Origin of the sequence: Acinetobacter sp. B51(2017) (genome assembly GCF_003711395.1) — a bacterium.
In the GTDB taxonomy this organism is placed as follows: Bacteria; Pseudomonadota; Gammaproteobacteria; order Pseudomonadales; family Moraxellaceae; genus Acinetobacter.
Genome location: NZ_PJRJ01000025.1, coordinates 14,675 through 33,415 on the forward strand (window position 1 = coordinate 14,675; position 18,741 = coordinate 33,415).

Annotated in this window: 15 protein-coding genes and 1 tRNA gene; 11 read left to right on the forward strand and 5 right to left on the reverse strand. The window is 42.3% G+C overall.

Annotation, left to right across the window (positions count from 1 at the left end; genetic code table 11):
• The first annotated feature begins 70 nt into the window (after nt 1-70).
• Nucleotides 71-376 carry a hypothetical protein gene (locus tag CYK47_RS11550; RefSeq protein WP_122901914.1) on the forward strand — a complete coding sequence of 102 codons (306 nt, stop codon included), beginning with the start codon at nt 71-73 and terminating at the stop codon, nt 374-376.
• Nucleotides 377-471: 95 nt separating this feature from the next.
• Nucleotides 472-1,251, forward strand: coding sequence for a M48 family metallopeptidase (locus CYK47_RS11555; RefSeq protein WP_122901917.1), 780 nt, complete (start codon nt 472-474; stop codon nt 1,249-1,251).
• 141 nt (nt 1,252-1,392) lie between these two features.
• On the opposite strand, the gene CYK47_RS11560 is transcribed toward CYK47_RS11555, so the two are convergent.
• Nucleotides 1,393-2,442, reverse strand: coding sequence for an NADP(H)-dependent aldo-keto reductase (locus CYK47_RS11560; RefSeq protein WP_122901919.1), 1,050 nt, complete (start codon nt 2,440-2,442; stop codon nt 1,393-1,395).
• A 181-nt stretch (nt 2,443-2,623) separates the two neighbouring features.
• Nucleotides 2,624-3,331: a cAMP-activated global transcriptional regulator CRP gene (gene crp / locus CYK47_RS11565; RefSeq protein WP_122901921.1), complete on the reverse strand. Its 708-nt coding sequence runs from the start codon at nt 3,329-3,331 to the stop codon at nt 2,624-2,626.
• Between the two features lie 145 nt (nt 3,332-3,476).
• Here crp and CYK47_RS11570 point away from each other — a divergent pair, with 145 nt between their 5' ends.
• Together CYK47_RS11570 and clpB are read left to right on the forward strand one after the other, a co-directional pair.
• The gene (locus tag CYK47_RS11570) at nt 3,477-3,902 is read left to right on the forward strand and encodes an OsmC family protein (RefSeq protein ID WP_122901923.1); all 426 of its coding nucleotides are present in this window, start codon (nt 3,477-3,479) and stop codon (nt 3,900-3,902) included.
• A gap of 342 nt (nt 3,903-4,244) precedes the next feature.
• Nucleotides 4,245-6,824, forward strand: a complete 2,580-nt coding sequence (gene clpB, locus CYK47_RS11575) for an ATP-dependent chaperone ClpB (RefSeq protein ID WP_122901925.1) — start codon at nt 4,245-4,247, stop codon at nt 6,822-6,824.
• Between the two features lie 47 nt (nt 6,825-6,871).
• Here the strand turns inward: clpB and rlmKL are convergent, their stop codons facing one another.
• Nucleotides 6,872-9,079, reverse strand: a complete 2,208-nt coding sequence (gene rlmKL / locus CYK47_RS11580) for a bifunctional 23S rRNA (guanine(2069)-N(7))-methyltransferase RlmK/23S rRNA (guanine(2445)-N(2))-methyltransferase RlmL (protein ID WP_122901927.1) — start codon at nt 9,077-9,079, stop codon at nt 6,872-6,874.
• A 345-nt stretch (nt 9,080-9,424) separates the two neighbouring features.
• On the opposite strand from rlmKL, the gene CYK47_RS11585 reads away from it, so the two are divergent.
• The 5 genes from CYK47_RS11585 (at nt 9,425) to CYK47_RS11605 (ending at nt 15,352) form a co-directional block, all read left to right on the forward strand.
• Nucleotides 9,425-10,441, forward strand: coding sequence for an aspartate carbamoyltransferase catalytic subunit (locus CYK47_RS11585; protein WP_122901929.1), 1,017 nt, complete (start codon nt 9,425-9,427; stop codon nt 10,439-10,441).
• A gap of 10 nt (nt 10,442-10,451) precedes the next feature.
• Nucleotides 10,452-11,687 carry a dihydroorotase gene (locus tag CYK47_RS11590; RefSeq protein WP_122901931.1) on the forward strand — a complete coding sequence of 412 codons (1,236 nt, stop codon included), beginning with the start codon at nt 10,452-10,454 and terminating at the stop codon, nt 11,685-11,687.
• 87 nt (nt 11,688-11,774) lie between these two features.
• On the forward strand, nt 11,775-12,860 hold the full coding sequence (locus tag CYK47_RS11595) for a lysozyme inhibitor LprI family protein (protein WP_122901933.1): 1,086 nt from the start codon (nt 11,775-11,777) through the stop codon (nt 12,858-12,860).
• A gap of 126 nt (nt 12,861-12,986) precedes the next feature.
• Nucleotides 12,987-14,498 carry an OmpA family protein gene (locus CYK47_RS11600; RefSeq protein ID WP_122901935.1) on the forward strand — a complete coding sequence of 504 codons (1,512 nt, stop codon included), beginning with the start codon at nt 12,987-12,989 and terminating at the stop codon, nt 14,496-14,498.
• A gap of 83 nt (nt 14,499-14,581) precedes the next feature.
• Complete coding sequence (locus tag CYK47_RS11605) at nt 14,582-15,352, forward strand: Rossmann-like and DUF2520 domain-containing protein (protein WP_122901937.1); 771 nt, start codon at nt 14,582-14,584, stop codon at nt 15,350-15,352.
• A 78-nt stretch (nt 15,353-15,430) separates the two neighbouring features.
• On the opposite strand, the gene CYK47_RS11610 is transcribed toward CYK47_RS11605, so the two are convergent.
• A tRNA-Gly gene (locus tag CYK47_RS11610) sits at nt 15,431-15,506 on the reverse strand.
• 62 nt (nt 15,507-15,568) lie between these two features.
• Complete coding sequence (cysS, locus tag CYK47_RS11615; protein WP_122901961.1) at nt 15,569-16,990, reverse strand: cysteine--tRNA ligase; 1,422 nt, start codon at nt 16,988-16,990, stop codon at nt 15,569-15,571.
• Nucleotides 16,991-17,219: 229 nt separating this feature from the next.
• Between cysS and CYK47_RS11620 the strand changes: the two genes are divergently transcribed.
• Nucleotides 17,220-18,197: a KpsF/GutQ family sugar-phosphate isomerase gene (locus CYK47_RS11620; protein ID WP_122901939.1), complete on the forward strand. Its 978-nt coding sequence runs from the start codon at nt 17,220-17,222 to the stop codon at nt 18,195-18,197.
• The gene (locus tag CYK47_RS11625; protein ID WP_122901941.1) at nt 18,197-18,739 is read left to right on the forward strand and encodes a KdsC family phosphatase; all 543 of its coding nucleotides are present in this window, start codon (nt 18,197-18,199) and stop codon (nt 18,737-18,739) included. The genes CYK47_RS11620 and CYK47_RS11625 overlap by 1 nt, the downstream gene beginning before the upstream one ends.
• Nucleotides 18,740-18,741: the final 2 nt, after the last annotated feature.

The window sequence follows — 18,741 nt, forward strand, 5'->3', positions numbered from 1 at the left end:
AAAGTGGCAGTGACCCAAATACTGTGCTTGCTACAATCAAACAAAATAAAAAATCAGGAAGATTTAACCGATGCAGCGCAATATTGCCAGTACTATTTTCTATTCGCTTCTTTTTGCTATGGGGGGAGCGCCCACTATTGCGATGCTTCTGATTCAATCACAGCCGCATGACCCAGCGTTGATGTATCAAATTTTTATTGGTTTAACGGTGATGATTGCTTGTGTTTTGGTGCCACTCATCCTCATTCAAAATGCTTATTTATGTTGGAAGCGTAAGGATCAGCATTTAGAAAACAAGATCAAACCCTTAATGCAGTTTTATTTGCTGTTAAATGCGGGTTGTTTGATCTATTGGTTGCTGTATCAATTTACATAAATAATATCAACCGTTGTAGATTTAACATATTTATTCATTTAACAATTACCTATAATTCATGTGATTGCATCAAAAAAATAGTTTGGAGATACCCCATGAAAAAGCTCGCCTTGAGTGCTCTTGCTGTCAGCGCACTAACATTATCAGGCTGTGCTACTGTCGCAGATATGGCTGGAGCAGATAGCGCGACTTTAAATGTCACCGCCACAGAAGGCTTTAATAAAACCATTGCTGAAGCCCGTTCGAAAGGGATTTTAGATACGTCATCGACGACCTATCGCCGTATTAATACGGTATTTAATAATCTACGTCCTTATGCAGACCAGATGAACCAAACGGGTAGTAAATTTAGTTGGCAATTGGCGGTGCTCAAAAGTGACCAAGTCAATGCCTATGTGGCACCAGGTGGTAAAGTGGTGTTTTATACGGGCATTGTAGATAAACTAAAATTAACTGATGCTGAAATTGCCGCCATTATGGGACATGAAATGGTGCACGCATTAGAAGAACATGCGAAGCAAAAAATTGGTGCACAAGCTTTAACCAATATTGCGCTTAATATTGGTTTAGGTTATGCCGGTGTGGGTGAAGCAGGTACAGCAGCGGCGCAATTGGGTTCACAAATTGGTGTAGGTTTACCATATTCGCGTAATTTAGAAAGCCGTGCGGATCAAGGTGGTTTAATGTTGATGGCGCGTGCAGGCTACAATCCACAAGCTGCAATTACGCTTTGGAACAAGATGAGCGCTTTAGATGGCGGCAATCAAGGCGCGACTTTCTTATCTACCCATCCATCAAATAGCGCGCGTACCGAAGCAATGCGTAAGAACTTAGCCCAAGCACAGGCGCTGTATAATCAAAGCAATAAAAAATAATATAAAAAAGGCGACCTTAAGTCGCCTTTCTTGAATCTATAGGGTGCTTCTTTGTATATAAAACAAAGCGATTGCTCGTTCTCTTAAATAAAAATTAATCTTTGCTCTTCGTATCAAACAAAGCAGTGCTTTGTTTGATACTCAGGGTGCAGGATTAGGTTGCTGAATATGGATTGCTTCAATTTCTTGTAAGATTTCAGGAGACAAATCAATCTCAAAGGCATCAATATTTTCTTTGAGTTGCTCGAGATTGGTCGCACCGATAATCGTAGAGCTGACAAAAAACTGCTGTTTAATAAATGCCAATGCCAATTGAGTTAAGCTTAAGCCGTGTTTTTCGGCAAGCTGGGCATATTGTTCAGTGGCCCATTCACTTTGGGGATTACTGTAGCGACTAAAGCGGCTAAACAAAGTTACCCGTGCATTGGCAGGACGTGCACCGTGACGGAATTTACCTGTGAGATAACCAAAAGCCAGTGGTGAGTAGGCAAGTAGCCCCACGCCTTCATACTGTGCAATTTCAGCCATGCCCACTTCATAGCTACGATTGAGCAAGTTATACGGGTTTTGTACACTGACGACTTTTTCTAAGCCCAGTTTTTCCGCCAAATGCAAAAATTTAAGCGTGCCCCAAGGGGTTTCATTAGATAAACCAATATGCCGAATCCGACCTGCTTGAACTTCATCGCTTAAGGCGGCTAAGGTTTCTTCAAGCGGGGTAATATCATGCGTATTGTGTGCATCTTGGTTGCTATAGCCTAACTTTCCAAAGAAGTTGGTTGGGCGCTGCGGCCAATGTAGTTGATACAGATCAATATAATCAGTTTGCAAGCGCTGTAAATTACCATCTAAAGCTGCTTGAATTTCTGCTTTGTTAAAACGCGTTTGACCATTACGAATATGACTGCCGCCTTGAGCGGGGCCCGCAATTTTAGAGGCTAAAAAAACTTTGTCACGACCACCATTTTGTTTGAAATAGTTGCCAATGATTGTTTCTGTTGCACCTTGCGTTTCAGCTTTAGGCGGTACAGGATACATTTCTGCCGTATCCCAGAAATAAACGCCACGTTCGAGGGCATAATCGAGTTGAGCAAAGGCTTCGGCTTGGTTATTTTGTTCGCCAAAGGTCATAGTACCCAAACAAATTTCTGGCACTAAAATGCCACTTTGAGCTAAAGGATTAAATTTCATATTAATTCTCAAGATGATAATGCAATGTGCCTAAGCTTAATGCTTTTTAAGCAGCACAGAAAATGAGGAATATTGCTATGCTTGTGCGAAATTTGTTAATTAGCAGTGTTGAAAATACAACAAAAAATAAAAAAGGCAAATGTCGAAACATTTGCCTTTTGGAATTTAAAATCGTTAGATTTTACTCTTCGTCATCAAACTCATCATCAGCGACTTTATTTTCTTCTAAAGAACTATCGAAAATTAAGATTGCTTTACCCTCAGTTTCGATCATGCCTTGTTCTTCTAAGGTTTTAAGTACGCGGCCGACCATTTCGCGTGAACAACCGACAATACGGCCAATTTCTTGACGAGTAATACGGATTTGACGACCGTTTGGTAAAATCATGGCTTCAGGTTGTGAAGACAAATCAATTAAGCAACGTGCAATACGACCAGAAACATCAATAAAGGCAAGGTCAGTCACTTTGCGTGTGGTATTTTTTAAACGACGCACCAATTGTGCAAACACTGCATAGCTTAAGTCTGGATACAGCTTACTTAAGTCATGGAAGTTTTCATAAGTCACTTCTGCAATTTCACATACATCACGGGTACGTACTTCTGCGGTGCGCTGTGGATTAGATTCAAATAATCCCATTTCGCCAAAGAAATCACCTGGATTTAAATAAGCAACAACAATTTCGCGATCATCATCTTCGCGCAAAATAATCGAAACTGAGCCTTTAAGAATCAAATATAAAGATTTTGATTCTGTGCCTGCATCCACAATTGTGGTGCGTTTTGGATAGCGGTTAATATAGGCACGTTTGAGCAGTGCTTTAACAGAGTCTGGGAGCTGACCTGGTGATAAGGCATCAGTACTTAATTGTGAAAAATTTGCAGTCATGCTAACAATTCCGAATGTGGATAAACGATAGGCGTTGTAACCTAAATCTGCTGTTCACACGTCAAGAGATGAAATTCCGTATCAACTCAATTTATGTTAGTGTACAGTTACAGGGTAAATTTATAGCTTTTTTTAGGTAGTTGCAATGCAAACAACAGTTCAGTGGATTGATAACGTCGCATTTGAAGCCAAATCAGAAAGTGGTCATTCGATCATCATGGATGGTGCAGAAGCCTATGGCGGACAGAACCGTGGTCCACGTCCAATGGAATTAATTTTGATGGGCTTAGGTGGCTGTGCTTCGTTTGATATTGTGACCATCTTAAAGAAATCTCGCCAAGATGTGACCGATGTTGTATGTCAACTGCAAGCAGAGCGTGCCGATAGCGTTCCTGCGGTGTTTACCAAGATTCATTTACACTTTGTTGTGACTGGCCGTAGCGTGAAAGAAAAGCAAGTGGCCAAAGCGGTTGAGCTATCTGCAGAGAAATATTGTTCAGCCAGCAAGATGCTTGCAGATGGTGGTGTTGAAATTACTCATGACTTTGAAATTATTGAAGTTTCTGAATAATCTAGCTTAAATTTTAAGCAAACAAAAGACTGGTGGTTCATCAGTCTTTTTTTTGACCAAATTTTAGTGATAAAAATCAACTTTGTAACAATTTGTTTTTATAAAAAAACCAACTAAATGAGTAAGTTATTTAAAATAATCCGCACTAAATTACTTGGATTAAAAATATTTTAAAAAATTGCACATAGACCTTGAAATCGAGACACAACAGTCCAATATTAATAGTGTATTTTATCTGTATTTTTAATTTAAGTTTTTGAAAAATATATAAAAATAAATTGAAAAATACAGGACTGCTCCCATATATGCTTCAAGTCGAACATTTGCTGAGGAACAATAACAATGCGTTTTGAGAAATTTACCAATCGCTTACAGCAATCTTTATCTGATGCCCAGTCATTGGCCATGAGCCGCGATCATACCGCGATTGATACCATTCATATTTTAGCAAGCTTACTTGAAGAGCCGAGTAACTTAAGTCTGTTACAACAAGCAGGTGGCAATTTACAGCAATTAAAAACTGCACTGCAGCAAGCGCTTGATGCAGCTGCTCAACTCGGTACGCCAAGTGCTGATATCAATTTAAATCCTGAAGCAGTTAAAGCACTAACTCTTGCTGATAGTTATGCCAATAAAGCGGGAGATGAGTTTTTATCTACCGATTGGGTATTACTAGGCTTAAGCGAAGTGGGTGCCAGTAAACAGCTGTTGCAAAAAAGTGGTGTAAACAGTCAAAGCTTACGCCAAGTGATCGAAAAAATCCGAGGGGATGAAAAAGTCATGAGCAATAATCATGAAGATCAACGTGACTCACTCAATAAATACACCATTGATTTAAACGAACGTGCTTTAGCAGGCAAATTAGATCCTGTGATTGGCCGTGATGATGAAATCCGTCGTACGATTCAGGTCTTATCGCGTCGTACCAAAAATAACCCTGTCTTAATTGGTGAGCCAGGTGTGGGTAAAACTGCGATTGTCGAAGGTTTAGCGCAGCGTATTGTCAATGGTGAAGTGCCAGATAGCTTAAAAGGCAAACGCGTCTTGTCACTGGATTTAGGTGCTTTACTTGCAGGTGCTAAATATCGTGGTGAGTTTGAAGAGCGTTTAAAAGCGGTACTTAAAGACCTTGCTAACCAAGATGGCGAAATCATTTTGTTTATTGACGAGCTGCATACGCTGGTAGGTGCAGGTAAAGGCGATGGCGCGATGGATGCCGGCAACATGCTTAAACCAGCCTTAGCACGCGGTGAGCTACGCTGCGTAGGTGCAACCACCTTAGATGAATATCGTCAGTACATCGAAAAAGACGCGGCATTAGAGCGTCGTTTCCAAAAAGTCTTGGTCGATGAACCAAGTGTGGAAGACACTATTGCCATTTTACGTGGTTTAAAAGAGCGTTATGCGACCCATCATGGGGTGCAAATTTTAGATTCGGCAATTATTGCTGCGGCGAAAATGTCGCATCGTTATATCACCGATCGTCAATTGCCGGATAAAGCCATTGATTTGATTGATGAAGCCGCATCACGGATTAAAATGGAACTCGATTCTAAACCAGAAAGTTTAGATAAACTTGAGCGCCGTTTAATTCAGCTGAAAATGCAATTAGCCGCAGTGCAAAAAGATGAAGATGCCGGTGCCAAAGCTGAAGTCGAGCATCTGCAAGCGCAAATTGCCGAAGTGGAAAAAGAGTATAACGATCTTGAAGAAATCTGGCGTGCCGATAAAGCTTTAGTGGAAGGCAACAAAGATCTGCAAGTCAAACTCGATCAAGCGCGAATTGCTTTAGAAAAAGCACAGCGTGAGGGTAATTTAGAAGAGGCAGGGCGTTTGCAATATGGCGTGATTCCTGAATTGCAAAAGCAAATTGAACGTGTTGAAACTGCAACTGAAAGTGAAGCACCAAAATTGCTGCGTAACAAAGTCACTGACAATGAAATTGCTGAGGTGGTCAGTGCGGCAACCGGTATTCCTGTGGCGAAAATGCTGCAAGGTGAGCGTGAAAAACTGCTACACATGGAAGACTTTTTGCATCAGCGTGTGGTGGGGCAAGATGAAGCGGTGGTTGCCGTGGCGAATGCGGTACGTCGTTCGCGTGCAGGTTTATCCGATCCTAACCGTCCAAGTGGTTCGTTCTTATTCTTAGGGCCAACAGGGGTGGGTAAAACAGAACTTACCAAAGCGCTAGCCAACTTCTTGTTTGATGACGATGCTGCCATGATTCGCATTGATATGTCTGAATTTATGGAAAAACATTCGGTCAGTCGTTTAGTGGGTGCGCCTCCGGGCTATGTAGGTTATGAAGAAGGCGGTGTACTCACTGAAGCAGTACGTCGTAAACCATATAGCGTGGTGCTGTTTGATGAGGTAGAAAAAGCCCATCCAGATGTGTTTAACATCTTGCTACAAGTGTTGGATGATGGTCGCTTAACTGATTCACAAGGCCGTGTGGTGGACTTTAAGAATACCGTGATTGTGATGACTTCAAACTTAGGCTCAAACGATGTACGTGAACTAGGCAACAATGCAACTGAAGATGAAGTGCGTACCGTGGTGATGGCGGCGGTGAGTGAACATTTCCGTCCGGAGTTTATTAACCGTATTGATGAGTTGGTGATTTTCCATGCGCTGAAAAAAGCCCAAATTCGCGGTATTGCCGATATTCAACTTGAGCGTTTACGCAGTCGTTTGGTTGAACGTGATCTGAAACTCACCTTAGACGATGCTGCTTTTGATCAATTAATTGATGCAGGCTTTGACCCAGTTTATGGTGCGCGTCCACTGAAACGTGCCATTCAGCAACAAGTGGAAAATGGTTTAGCACAGCGGATCTTAGCTGGTGACTATGTACCAGGTGATAATATCTTAGTCACAGCGGACAACGGTCAATTGGTGTTTGATAAAGTCAAACTCAGTTAACACATAAAAAAACCGCGCCTTGGCGCGGTTTTTTTTATCACTGCAACTTAATCAGTTTTAGGATGAGTGATTTTCCAAGAGCGGTGAATTTTTTGGTTACGCTTAAAGTCAGGACCAATGGTTTCACTTGAAATTTCTTCCACGTCAAAGAACGCTAAAATTTCTTCGTCCATTTCAAAACCACGGTAGTTGTTTGAGAAGTACAAGGTACCTTCTGTGGTTAAGCGGTTCATGGCACGTTTTAGCAATGACAAATGGTCACGCTGTACGTCAAAGGTACCGTAGAATTTCTTCGAGTTAGAGAACGTTGGCGGGTCAATAAAGATCAAGTCATATTGTTCATGACCTTCTTTTAACCACTCAAAGCAATCTGAGGCAAAGAACATATTCTGTTCATCAGCATGATCGACGGTTAAACCATTCAGAACAAAGTTTTCTTTCGACCAGTTTAGGTAAGTATTCGATAAATCGACACTTGTGGTACTCGCTGCACCACCTAAAGCAGCATGTAAGCTTGCTGTCGAGGTATAGCTATACAAGTTTAAGAAATGCTTACCTTTGGCTTCACGGGCAATACGTAAACGCATTTGACGGTGATCGAGGAACAGACCGGTATCTAAGTAATCGGTTAAGTTGACTAAAACTTTGGCTTTGCCTTCTTGCACGATAAAACGCTTAGACGCAGTACTTTGTTTGGTGTACTGGTTTTTACCTTCTTGACGGGCACGGGTTTTAATAAAGATCGCATCACGACCTAAACCTGTTACGGCACGAATCGCCTGTAAACCTAAGTTAAAGCGTTTTTTGGCTTTTTCAGGATCAATCGTTTTAGGTGGCGCATATTCTTGCACATGCAAACGATCGCCGTATAAATCCACAGCAATGTTAAAGTCAGGTAAATCGGCATCGTATAAACGTAAGCAATATACGCCTTCTTTAACTGCCCATTTCTTTAAAGTTTGCATGTTTTTAGTCAAGCGGTTAGCAAACTCAATCGCGCCTTCAATTGGCTCGTATTGTTGTGGTTGCCATTCGGCTAAGAACGGTAACACCACGCTTGCTGGTTTAATTTTGCCTGAACGAATGTAAATTGGTAATTTACCGTTCATTAAACGTAAAGTTTGTGGCTCGTTAAATGCAAGAACGTCGGCTTGTTCAATTTGCGAGGCAATGACTGCTGCAGTTTGATTTGGGAAATGCTTTTGTAACAGTGCGGATAAACCTAAGTACAAAGCACGGTTTGAAGATTTCTCACCTAAACGCTCACCGTACGGTGGGTTGGTGACCACAAAGGCACGCTTAGCTTCGGCTTTAAAATCAGGCCAATCGGCTAAGGTACGTTCTTCAATTTGAATTTGATCAAGAAGGCTTTCAAAACCTGCCGCAGCAATATTTTTCTTAGTGGCTTTTACTGCTTCCCAATCGGCATCAAAGGCATAAATTTTGGGTAAATCTTTAGCTAAACCAGCTTGATGACGCTCAGCAGCTTCAGCCTTAATGTTCATCCACAGTTCGTGGTCATGACCGTTCCAGCCGTTAAAGCCAAAACGACGCACTAAACCTGGGGCACGGTCGGTTAAAATCATTAATGATTCGATAATAAAGGTACCTGAACCACACATTGGATCAAGTAAGATTTCAGGATCGACTTTAGCCAACTGTGCTTTATGTAAAATGGCCGCCGCTAAGTTTTCTTTAATTGGCGCATCAGTCATGTAATGACGGTAGCCACGTTTATGCAATGAATCACCTGATAAATCTAAGCAATAGGTGTGCTCAGTTTTACCTGCCAAAATATACATGGTGATTTCAGGTGCTTTGGTATCAATACTTGGACGTTTACCCACAGCTTCCATAAAGGAATCCACCACACCATCTTTAGCACGTAAAGTGGCAAATTGGGTATTCACTTTAATTTCACGTTCGGTATGTAAACGAATCGCAAAAGTGCTTTGTGGGGCAAAGATCAGCGACCAATCAAACGCCATTGCACCTTCATAGAGTTCTTCTGCAACGTCACGCGCGTCATGGCTAAATTCAATTGGATGGGTATGGATTGGCAGCAATACACGCGAAGCTAAACGCGACCACATGCAAATACGGTAGGCATGTTCGAGTGTGCCTTGGAAAATTAAACGACCCGGTAAACGCTCAATCTTTTGAATTCCTAAATTTTCGATTTCTTCTTGAAGGAGGAGTTCAAGTCCATCTGCACAGGTGACCCAATACGTAGAAAGACGGGGTTTCGAATTCATGTAAATTTCCAAAAGCAATAAAGCAATCTATTATTTTAGCGTATTTTCATGACTTTGGGTGAGCACTGCTTGGATTGTTTTGGGCTTTTGATACTTTGCCTTAAAAATGCGAAAAAATCAGCGTTGTTGCTGCTGCCAGATTCTGAATAAAATCTAAGCTTTATTTTATGAAAGCAGACAGTATACCGAGAATCTGTTTAAATTATCTAATTGAATTATCAAATAAGAATTTTAGTTTTAATTTTTAGTTACTCAGCTGCTTTTTGTACGAATGGTCTTCAGCTCATCTGCCCAAAGCCTTTAATCTCTGTATAATGCATCAACTTAACCGATAAGGAATCTCTCATGCACGTTGCTGCATTACACACCCCGAGCCAGATTCAACTCAATAAACACGGCAATTTAAAACATTTTTTGACCATTGAAGGTCTTTCAAAACAAACCCTGACTAAAATTTTAGACACTGCACAATCTTTCTTTAATGAACAAAATCAGTTGATCACCAATAATTTGCTCGAAGGCAAAACGGTGATGAACTTGTTTTTTGAAAATTCAACCCGTACCCGTACTACTTTTGAAGCTGCAGCTAAACGTCTCTCTGCTAACGTACTCAATATTGATATTGCTCGTTCAAGTACCTCTAAAGGTGAAACACTACGCGATACGCTATGGAACTTAGAAGCTATGGCGACTGATATTTTTGTGGTGCGTCATTCATCTTCAGGCGCAGCGCATTTTATTGCCAAAGACATTTGTCCAAATGTGGCAATTATTAACGCCGGTGATGGTCGTCACGCGCATCCAACCCAAGCGATGCTGGATATGTTGACCATTCGCCGTGAAACCAAAAAGAATTTTGAAGATATGTCGATTGCTATTATTGGTGATATCAAACATTCACGCGTGGCACGCTCAGATGTTGCAGCACTACAAACTTTAGGCTGTAAAGATATTCGTGTGATTGCACCAAATACGCTCTTACCGTACGGTTTTGACGAATATGGCTCTGAAGTACGTTTATTTAATGATATGGAAGCTGGGATCAAAGACTGTGACGTGATTATTACTTTACGTATTCAAAACGAACGCATTGATTCACCAGCATTGGCTTCTCAAGCTGAATTTTACCGTATGTATGGTTTAAACCAAGAACGTTTGGCATTAGCAAAACCAGATTGTATCGTGATGCATCCAGGACCTATGAACCGCGGTGTGGAAATTGATTCAAGTATTGCCGACGGCCCACAGGCAGTGATTCTCAATCAGGTCACCAATGGTATTGCGGTACGTATGGCAGTTTTGGCGCTTGCAATGCAAGGTCAGCTTGAAGAACAAGGTTTAATTGAAGCGATTGCAGGTTAAGGGATCAGTCATGACTATTGTAAAAATTGAAAACGTACGCGTACTTGACCCAATTGCTCAAACCGACAGCATTGAAACCGTCTATATCCAAAATGGCAAACGCATTGCTGCGCTAGAGACTGTGGATGAAACTATTGATGGTCAAGGTAAATGGCTCATGCCAACCATGGTGGACTTATGTGCGCGTTTACGTGAGCCGGGTCAACAGCAACACGGTACTTTAAAATCAGAAGGTCGTGCGGCACGTGAAAATGGGATCTTACATGTCTTTACTCCACCAGATTCAAAACCTATCGTACAAGATAATGGTGCTTTAATTCATGGTTTAGTGGAAAAAGCCATGTTGGATGGCGGCATTTATTTAGAAGTGATTGGCGCACAAACCCAAGGTCTTAAAGGTAATCAACCGGCTAATATGGCAGGTCTTAAAAAAGGCGGTTGTAGCGCCGTGACCAATGCCAATGCAGCCTTTGCTGACGATGATGTCGTGATTCGTACCTTAGAGTACGCAGCAGGTCTGAATATGACTGTGGTGTTCTATGCCGAAGAGCCACAAATTGCCAAAGATGGCTGCGTACATGAAGGCTTTATCGCTTCACGCCAAGGCTTACCAATGATTCCAGCCCTTGCTGAAACGGTCGCGATTGCAAAATACTTACTGATGGTTGAAGCAACCAAAGTTCGTGCGCATTTTGGTTTACTGTCAAGCGGTGCATCAGTTGCACTGATTCAAGCAGCCAAAGCCAAAGGTTTACCAGTCACTTGTGATGTGGCGATGCACCAATTGCATTTAACCGATGCTTTAATTGATGGTTTTAACTCACTTGCACATGTGCGCCCACCGCTACGCTCAGAACAAGACAAAGCAATCTTACGTCAAGGTTTAAAAGATGGTGTGATTGATGCGATTTGTACCCATCACGAACCACTGAGTAGCTCAGCAAAAATGGCACCTTTTGCCGAAACTGAGCCAGGGATTAGCGCATTTGATACGTTCATCGCCCTTGGTATACAACTGGTCGATGAAGGCTTATTATCAGCTTTGGAATGGGTTGAAAAAGTCACGCTTGCACCAGCGCAAGTGGCACAAATGGCTGAGCGTTGGCAGCATGAAGCGGGCTTGGTTTTAGTGGACCCAGCACTGACATGGACAGTAGACAAAACCACAATTTTGTCACAAGGTAAAAACACGCCATTGCTGCAACAGGTACTCAAAGGTAAAGCATTGCGTACATTCAATGCATAAACCTGAAGTACAGGTAAAAAGTCAGCTTCGGCTGACTTTTTTTATGCAAAGAGGGATGCTATGCGAAAAACAATAGGATGCTTGGTTGTGGCGATATTGCTCGCAGCTTGTCAACGGGAAGAGGCGCTAGAAAAAAATCAATGCAACGCAGATAGTGCCAAACAATTACTGATACAAAATTTAGAAAAAAACGTGCAACAACAATCTGTTTTATATCTGCAAGAGCTAACCAAAAATGCTGATCTACACATAGATTTGGCGCAATTACGCCAGCAATTATCAAGATGGCAATTTAACGTGACCGATGTGCGTACCGATCAAGCCGATGAAAAAACCACTAAGCTAGGTTGTATTACTACCTTAGTGGCCAAACTGCCGCCAGATATGTTAGTCGATGCCAATGCCACACGTGCCATCCGCGAACAGCCGACAGTCGCTCAGCAAGCGCTATTGGCCAATTTAGAATTAAATCATGTTCAAGCCTTGGTGCAGCTGCATTATGTGGTGCAACCAACCGATGATGGCAGCAAACTGTATGTCACTTTAGATAATCCCGAACCATTGGCGAGTTTTATTCGTGATGTGAGTCTAGATGCTTTACTGCGCATCCCTTTACAAGATGCCATTGCCGAGCAGCAACAACAAGAACAGCAATATATCGAACAACAGCAACAGACCCAAGCTGCCTACCGCAATGTGTTGGCTGAAGAAGCTAAAAACCGCCGTGATGTGGCAAATCAACAAATTAATTTAGTTTGGAATGCCACGACGCCACAAATTCGCAAATACCTATTGCCTGAGCAGCGTTTATGGCTGAAAAAACGCAAACTCGAATGTGAATTGGAAAGCCAAGACGCCGAGCAAGCGGAGGCTGCGTACTTTGATTGTGAAGCTAAAATGACACGGGCCAGAACACAACTTTTAAACAGCAAAATCCAACAACTCGAGCAACAATTCGCACAAAGTGCAGAAGCACGCGCTGCTGCAGTACAGGTACGTGCCGAACAACAACAGCGTGCTGCGCAAGCGATCAAGCGGCAACAACAAGCAGATCAATTGGCGCGAGAGCGCCAAGAACAAGGCGCCTATGAAGCAGCGCGTTTAGAAGCGGAACGCATACGCATTGAGCGTGTAGTACAAGAGGCGCAAGGCGCTGCAGAAAAACAAGAGTAATTGTCGTCTATCAGGATTGACCATAAATCATACAATTATTTACATAGTCTAAAGAAAGCCTCTTTACACTAAAAATGTAACTTAGATTACAAGTACAAAATAATCACAATAAAATGAGGTCTTGTTATGTTAGATATCATTGAGGTACTCAAGCAGAAAGTCTCTGCGATGGTATTAGATGGTGAAAAAGACTATGTCGTGGAAAAAAATCAGGCATTAGGTGCTTTTTATCCGATTCTACTCGCATTACTGAAATCTAAGCCAGGCTTAATCCAAAGCTTGCAAAATCAGCTTAATCCAAGGCTTGCTGATCTGTTTAATGGCAATAGCGGTCTGAAACAGCAGTTATTACAGCATTTAAGTCCGACTATTCCTGTGGATCAAACCGAAGCGACCTTAAACCGAGCCATTGCCCCAACTTTAAATGTACTTGAAAATGAAGCCGGTACCGCAGATGGCGATGGGATTGCGCACTTTTTAAGTACCCAGTGGGCCAATATTCAACGCCATTTACCCACATGGGCATTACCAATTTTGACGGGTTTAGGTGTAAGCACTGCCACTGCACAAAACGTACATCCAACGCCTACACCTGTGCAGCATCCTAAAGAAGAGAAGAAATCAGGGTTTTTACTGCCTTTGATCGCCTTTTTAATTCTCGCAGCACTGTTGGCATTTTTATTTAAAGCCTGTAATGGTGATAAAAAAGTGGATCCTGCAACATCTGCGGCGACGCAAGCAGCAGCAACTGAAGCGGCACGTTTACAGTTAAATACAGGTGCGACGGGTGATTTAGTCACTTGTCAGGTATATTTAAATAATCCGAAATACATGGATATTTTACAAAAAGAGGTGAAACAAATCTTTAATAACCCAACTGGCTGTGGTGCGGACAGTAACCCGATGTATGGCAATAATTTTGCTGATCAAGATTTGATTCCAACCGTCTTAAAGCATGTTAAGGGTGTACCAAATACCAACTTAGAGTGGCAAGGCGATAGACTGACCATTCAATCAGCGAATCCTGCTGATGCAGAAAACTTAGCTGCCAAAATCAATCCATTGCTGAAAAAAGTGAAACTTTCAGTATTGCCTGCTGTGGGCGCTATGGCTGCGAGCGATGCAGCAGCGCTGCCAGCCAGTACGCCTGCCGAAGTCGATCGCGCGATTAATGATAGTGTGACGCAAGCGGGTCAGGCTTTATCAAGTATTGACCGCAATAACGTGACGGCATTGGATATTGCTAGTGCTTTAAACTTGCAGATTATAAACTTTGCTACCGCGTCAAGTGCGATTCCTGAAACCAATAAAGCCATCTTAGATCAAGCTGCTGAATTGATGAAAGGTGCACCGCATGTGGTATTAACCGTAGAAGGTCATACCGATAGCATTGGCAACGCTGAATCCAACAAAACCTTGTCACTACAACGTGCTCAAGCCGTGGCCAAATATTTAGTGAGCCAAGGTGTTCAACCAGCTCAGCTCAAAGCGGTTGGTTTTGGTCAAGAAAAACCAGTAGCGGACAATGCCACTGAGGCGGGTAAATTTAAAAACCGTCGTATTGAGTTTAAAGTAGTAAATACCGAAACAGGTACAGTGCGTACAGTAGATGATCAAGGCGTTAAAAAACAGCCTTAATCTGCCTTAGATAAAAAAGGACGAATTGCTTCGTCCTTTTTTTATTGGCATGCTGTGAGAAATTTTACAATACCGAACAGATTATGCGAATGAGTGTATTGGGTGCAGGACGCGTCGCCCACCATTTAGCCAAGGTTTTAGCCAAGCAGCATCAAGTTATAGATGTGTACAGTCGTAGGCTGAGTTCAGCACAGCAATTGGCACAGCAAGTAGGGGCAAATGCCATTACACAAGTGCAAGCCTTAAACCCTGAGATTGACCTCGCGATTATTGCGGTGAGTGACCAAGCAATTCAAAGCGTGATCAGCGAAGTTGCGCCTTATTTAAAAGATGTGCTGATTGTGCATACCTCGGGTAGTACTCATCTGGATGTTTTAAGCCACATTCATCCGCGAGCCGGTGTATTTTATCCGTTACAAACTTTTAGTTTTGAAAGCCAAATTGATTGGGCCAATACACCACTGTTTATTGAAGCTAAACATGAGCAGGATCAAGCACAATTATTAGCTTTAGCCGATCAAATCAGTCAGCGTGTATATGCGTATAACTCAGAACAACGTTTAAGTTTGCATTTGGCTGCGGTATTTGCCTGTAATTTTAGTAATTCTTGTTTTGCGATGGCCAAACAAGTTCTCGATGCTCAGCAGGTTGATTTTAGTTTATTGTATCCACTGATGCGAGAAACAACGCATAAAGCCACTCAGCATGATCCGAAACAGGTGCAAACAGGGCCGGCCATACGCGGTGACCAACATATTTTAAATATGCATCAACAGATGCTGATGGGTGCCAAGCGTGAAGATTTGCAACAAGTCTATGCGCTCATGAGTCAGCAGATTCAACAGCAGCAATAACAATAGGGGAGTCATCACTCCCTTTAAATTTTAAGCATAAAAAAAGCCGAGATCAATGATCTCGGCTTTTTCGTATTCTGGAGCGGGAAAGGAGACTCGAACTCCCGACCCCAACCTTGGCAAGGTTATGCTCTACCAACTGAGCTATTCCCGCAATGAGGGCTATTATAGAGCATCAAAGTAGAATGTCAACGCTCTATAATATCGAATGCTCAATTAATCGGCACGACGCCATACTGTACCTTGACGGGTATCTTCTAAAACTACACCTTGATCAAGTAAGCTTTGGCGAATTTCATCGGCACGCGCGAATTCTTTGGCTTTTTTAGCATCTTTACGTTGTTGAATTAAATCTTCAATTTGTTCAGGGCTTAAACCTAACGCGTCCTGACCAATATCTGATTTTAAGAATTCATCGACATCGTACTGCACTAAACCTAAAATATCGGTTAAGTGACGTAAAGTGGCATAAGCAATATGTGCTTGCTCAGCATTTTGCTCTTTCACTGCGGTATTTAAGGATTTGTTAATTTCAAATAATACGGCAATCGCTTCAGAGGTATTAAAGTCATCACGCATAGCTGCATTAAAGCGCTCGACTAAAGTTTCATCTAAGCTGCCAATGACTTCATTGCCATAAACGGCTTGATACGCTTTAAATGAGTGATAGAAGCGGGTTAATGTGGTTTTGGCTTCTTTTAAGGCAAAATCAGAGAAGTTGACTGGGCTACGATAGTGTGAAGACACGATAAAGTAACGAATCACTTCAGGGTGGAATTTGTCCATTACATCGCGAATGGTGAAGAAGTTACCGAGTGACTTCGACATTTTCTCGCCATCGACGTTAATAAAGCCGACATGCATCCAATAATTGACATATTGTTCGCCTGTTGACGCTTCAGATTGCGCGATTTCATTTTCATGGTGCGGGAAAGTTAAGTCTGAACCACCGCCATGAATATCAAAATGGTTGCCTAAGCAGCAGGTTGACATGGCTGAACATTCAATGTGCCAACCCGGACGACCATTGCCCCAAGGTGACGCCCAAGACGGTTCATTTGCTTTGGCATGTTTCCATAACACAAAGTCAAATGGGTGTTTTTTCTCAACTTCAACATCCACGCGCTCAGATGCGCCAGCTTGCATGTCTTCGAGTTTACGACCAGATAAACGACCGTACTTGGCAAATTTTTCCACTTGGAAATATACATCGCCATTGCTTGATGGATAGGCGGTGCCATTGTCTACCAAAGTGCCAATCATATTTTGCATTTGACCAATATAGTCAGTCGCGCGCGGTGCTTCATCTGGATGTAAGCAACCTAAATTTTCGGCATCTTCATTCATCGCTTGAATGAAGCGGTCGGTTAATTGCGTAATGGATTCGCCATTTTCATTGGCACGTTTAATGATTTTGTCGTCAATATCGGTGATATTGCGTACATATTTGACTTTCCAGCCCTGACTACGTAAGAAACGAATAATGTAGTCAAATGCAACCATGACACGCGCATGTCCAATATGACAGTAGTCATACACTGTCATACCGCAGACATACATGTCAATTTGCCCCTCAACACGGGGTACGAATTCTACTTTTTTGCGCTGCTCTGAGTTATAGAGAACAAATGGTTGCATGGCTTTTTCAATAAAAATTAACAAAAAGATGCGCTAATCATAACGTAACGCCCATTTTTCACAAAGTTTTCTAGGCTATTTTCCCAAACAGCGCAGTGATCTTGCAAAAAGCAAGCGATTTTAAAAATGCCATTTGCATAGATATGCTAAAATTTGCGAAAATTCATTTTTGCTGATACCCCCTGATACACGCTGTAGCGTGAAGGTTAAGACATTGAATCCACCAAACATGCCCAATCTCGTCGACTTTGAACAAGTTGCCTTAGAAACATTAAAGATTGAAGAACAAGCCTTGCAAGTCTTAGCAAGCCAGATTGATGCACGTTTTACCCGTGCCTGCGAGATTATCTTGCAATGTCAAGGCCGCCTTGTGATCACAGGTATGGGCAAGTCAGGGCATATTGGGCGTAAAATGGCGGCAACCTTTGCCTCTACAGGGACACCGTCATTCTTTATGCATCCCGGTGAGGCAGGACATGGCGATTTAGGCATGTTAATGCGCGGTGATGTGCTCATTGCCATCTCAAATTCGGGCAAAAGCGATGAAATCATGATGCTGATGCCATTGATTAAGCATTTACAAGTGCCACTCATTACGATTAGTGGTGATGCATCTGGCCCAATGCCACAAAATGCCGATGTTGCGTTGACCTTGGGGAATATCACAGAAGCTTGCCCTTTAGGTTTAGCACCAACCTCAAGTACCACAGCAACCTTAGCTTTAGGTGATGCGTTGGCTGTGGCGCTGCTTGATGCGCGTGGTTTTACCGCTGATGATTTTGCGCGTTCGCATCCAGCGGGTGCCTTAGGTAAGCGTTTGTTATTGCATGTTAAGCACTTAATGCATACAGGCAAAGACTTACCCAAAGTTTCACCAAGTACACCCATGAACCAAGTGTTGTATGAGATTTCTGACAAACGCTTAGGACTTACCACGGTTGTGGATGAAAATGACACTTTATTGGGTATTTTTACCGATGGTGACTTACGTCGTTTAATTGATAAACAACAAGGCTTTGATGTGAATTTGCCGGTCTCTGAGGTGATGATTGCACATCCATCGACCATTTCGGCAGAGGCACGCGCAGTCGAGGCTTTAGAAAAATTGCGTGATAAAAAGATTAACCAATTTGTAGTAGTGAATGACGCCAATCAAGTGATTGGGGTCATTAGCATGCATGATTTAATTCAAGCTGGGGTAAATTAATGGCTTCTTATATTTTGTTGGAACAAGCGCGTCACATTGAAGCCTTGGTACTGGATGTTGATGGGATCTTAAGTGACGGTTTTGTGACCTTAACCAATAGCGGTGATGAGATTAAATCCTTTGATATCCGTGATGGTTTAGGCATGAAGTTGGTACAACAAGCAGGTCTTAAAGTCATTATTATTACTGGTCGTAAAAGTCACATTGTTGAAAAACGCATGTCTGATCTTGGTGTGGATTTGGTCTATCAAGGTCGTGAAGACAAAGGTACAGCCTTACGCGAAGCATGTGCACAGCTTAATATCAAACCTGAAGATTGCTTATATATGGGTGATGATTGGCCAGATTTGTCTGCCTTTGCCATTGCAGGTATGAAAGTGACTGTACCGAATGGTCATTTAGAAGTGCGTCGCCGTGCTGATTTAGTCACCCAAGCCTTTGGTGGCCGTGGTGCAGTACGTGAGATTTGTGACATGTTGTTAATGTCAAAAGGTGTATACGAAGAGTTACTTGAAAAATATACCGCAATCCCACATAAATAATT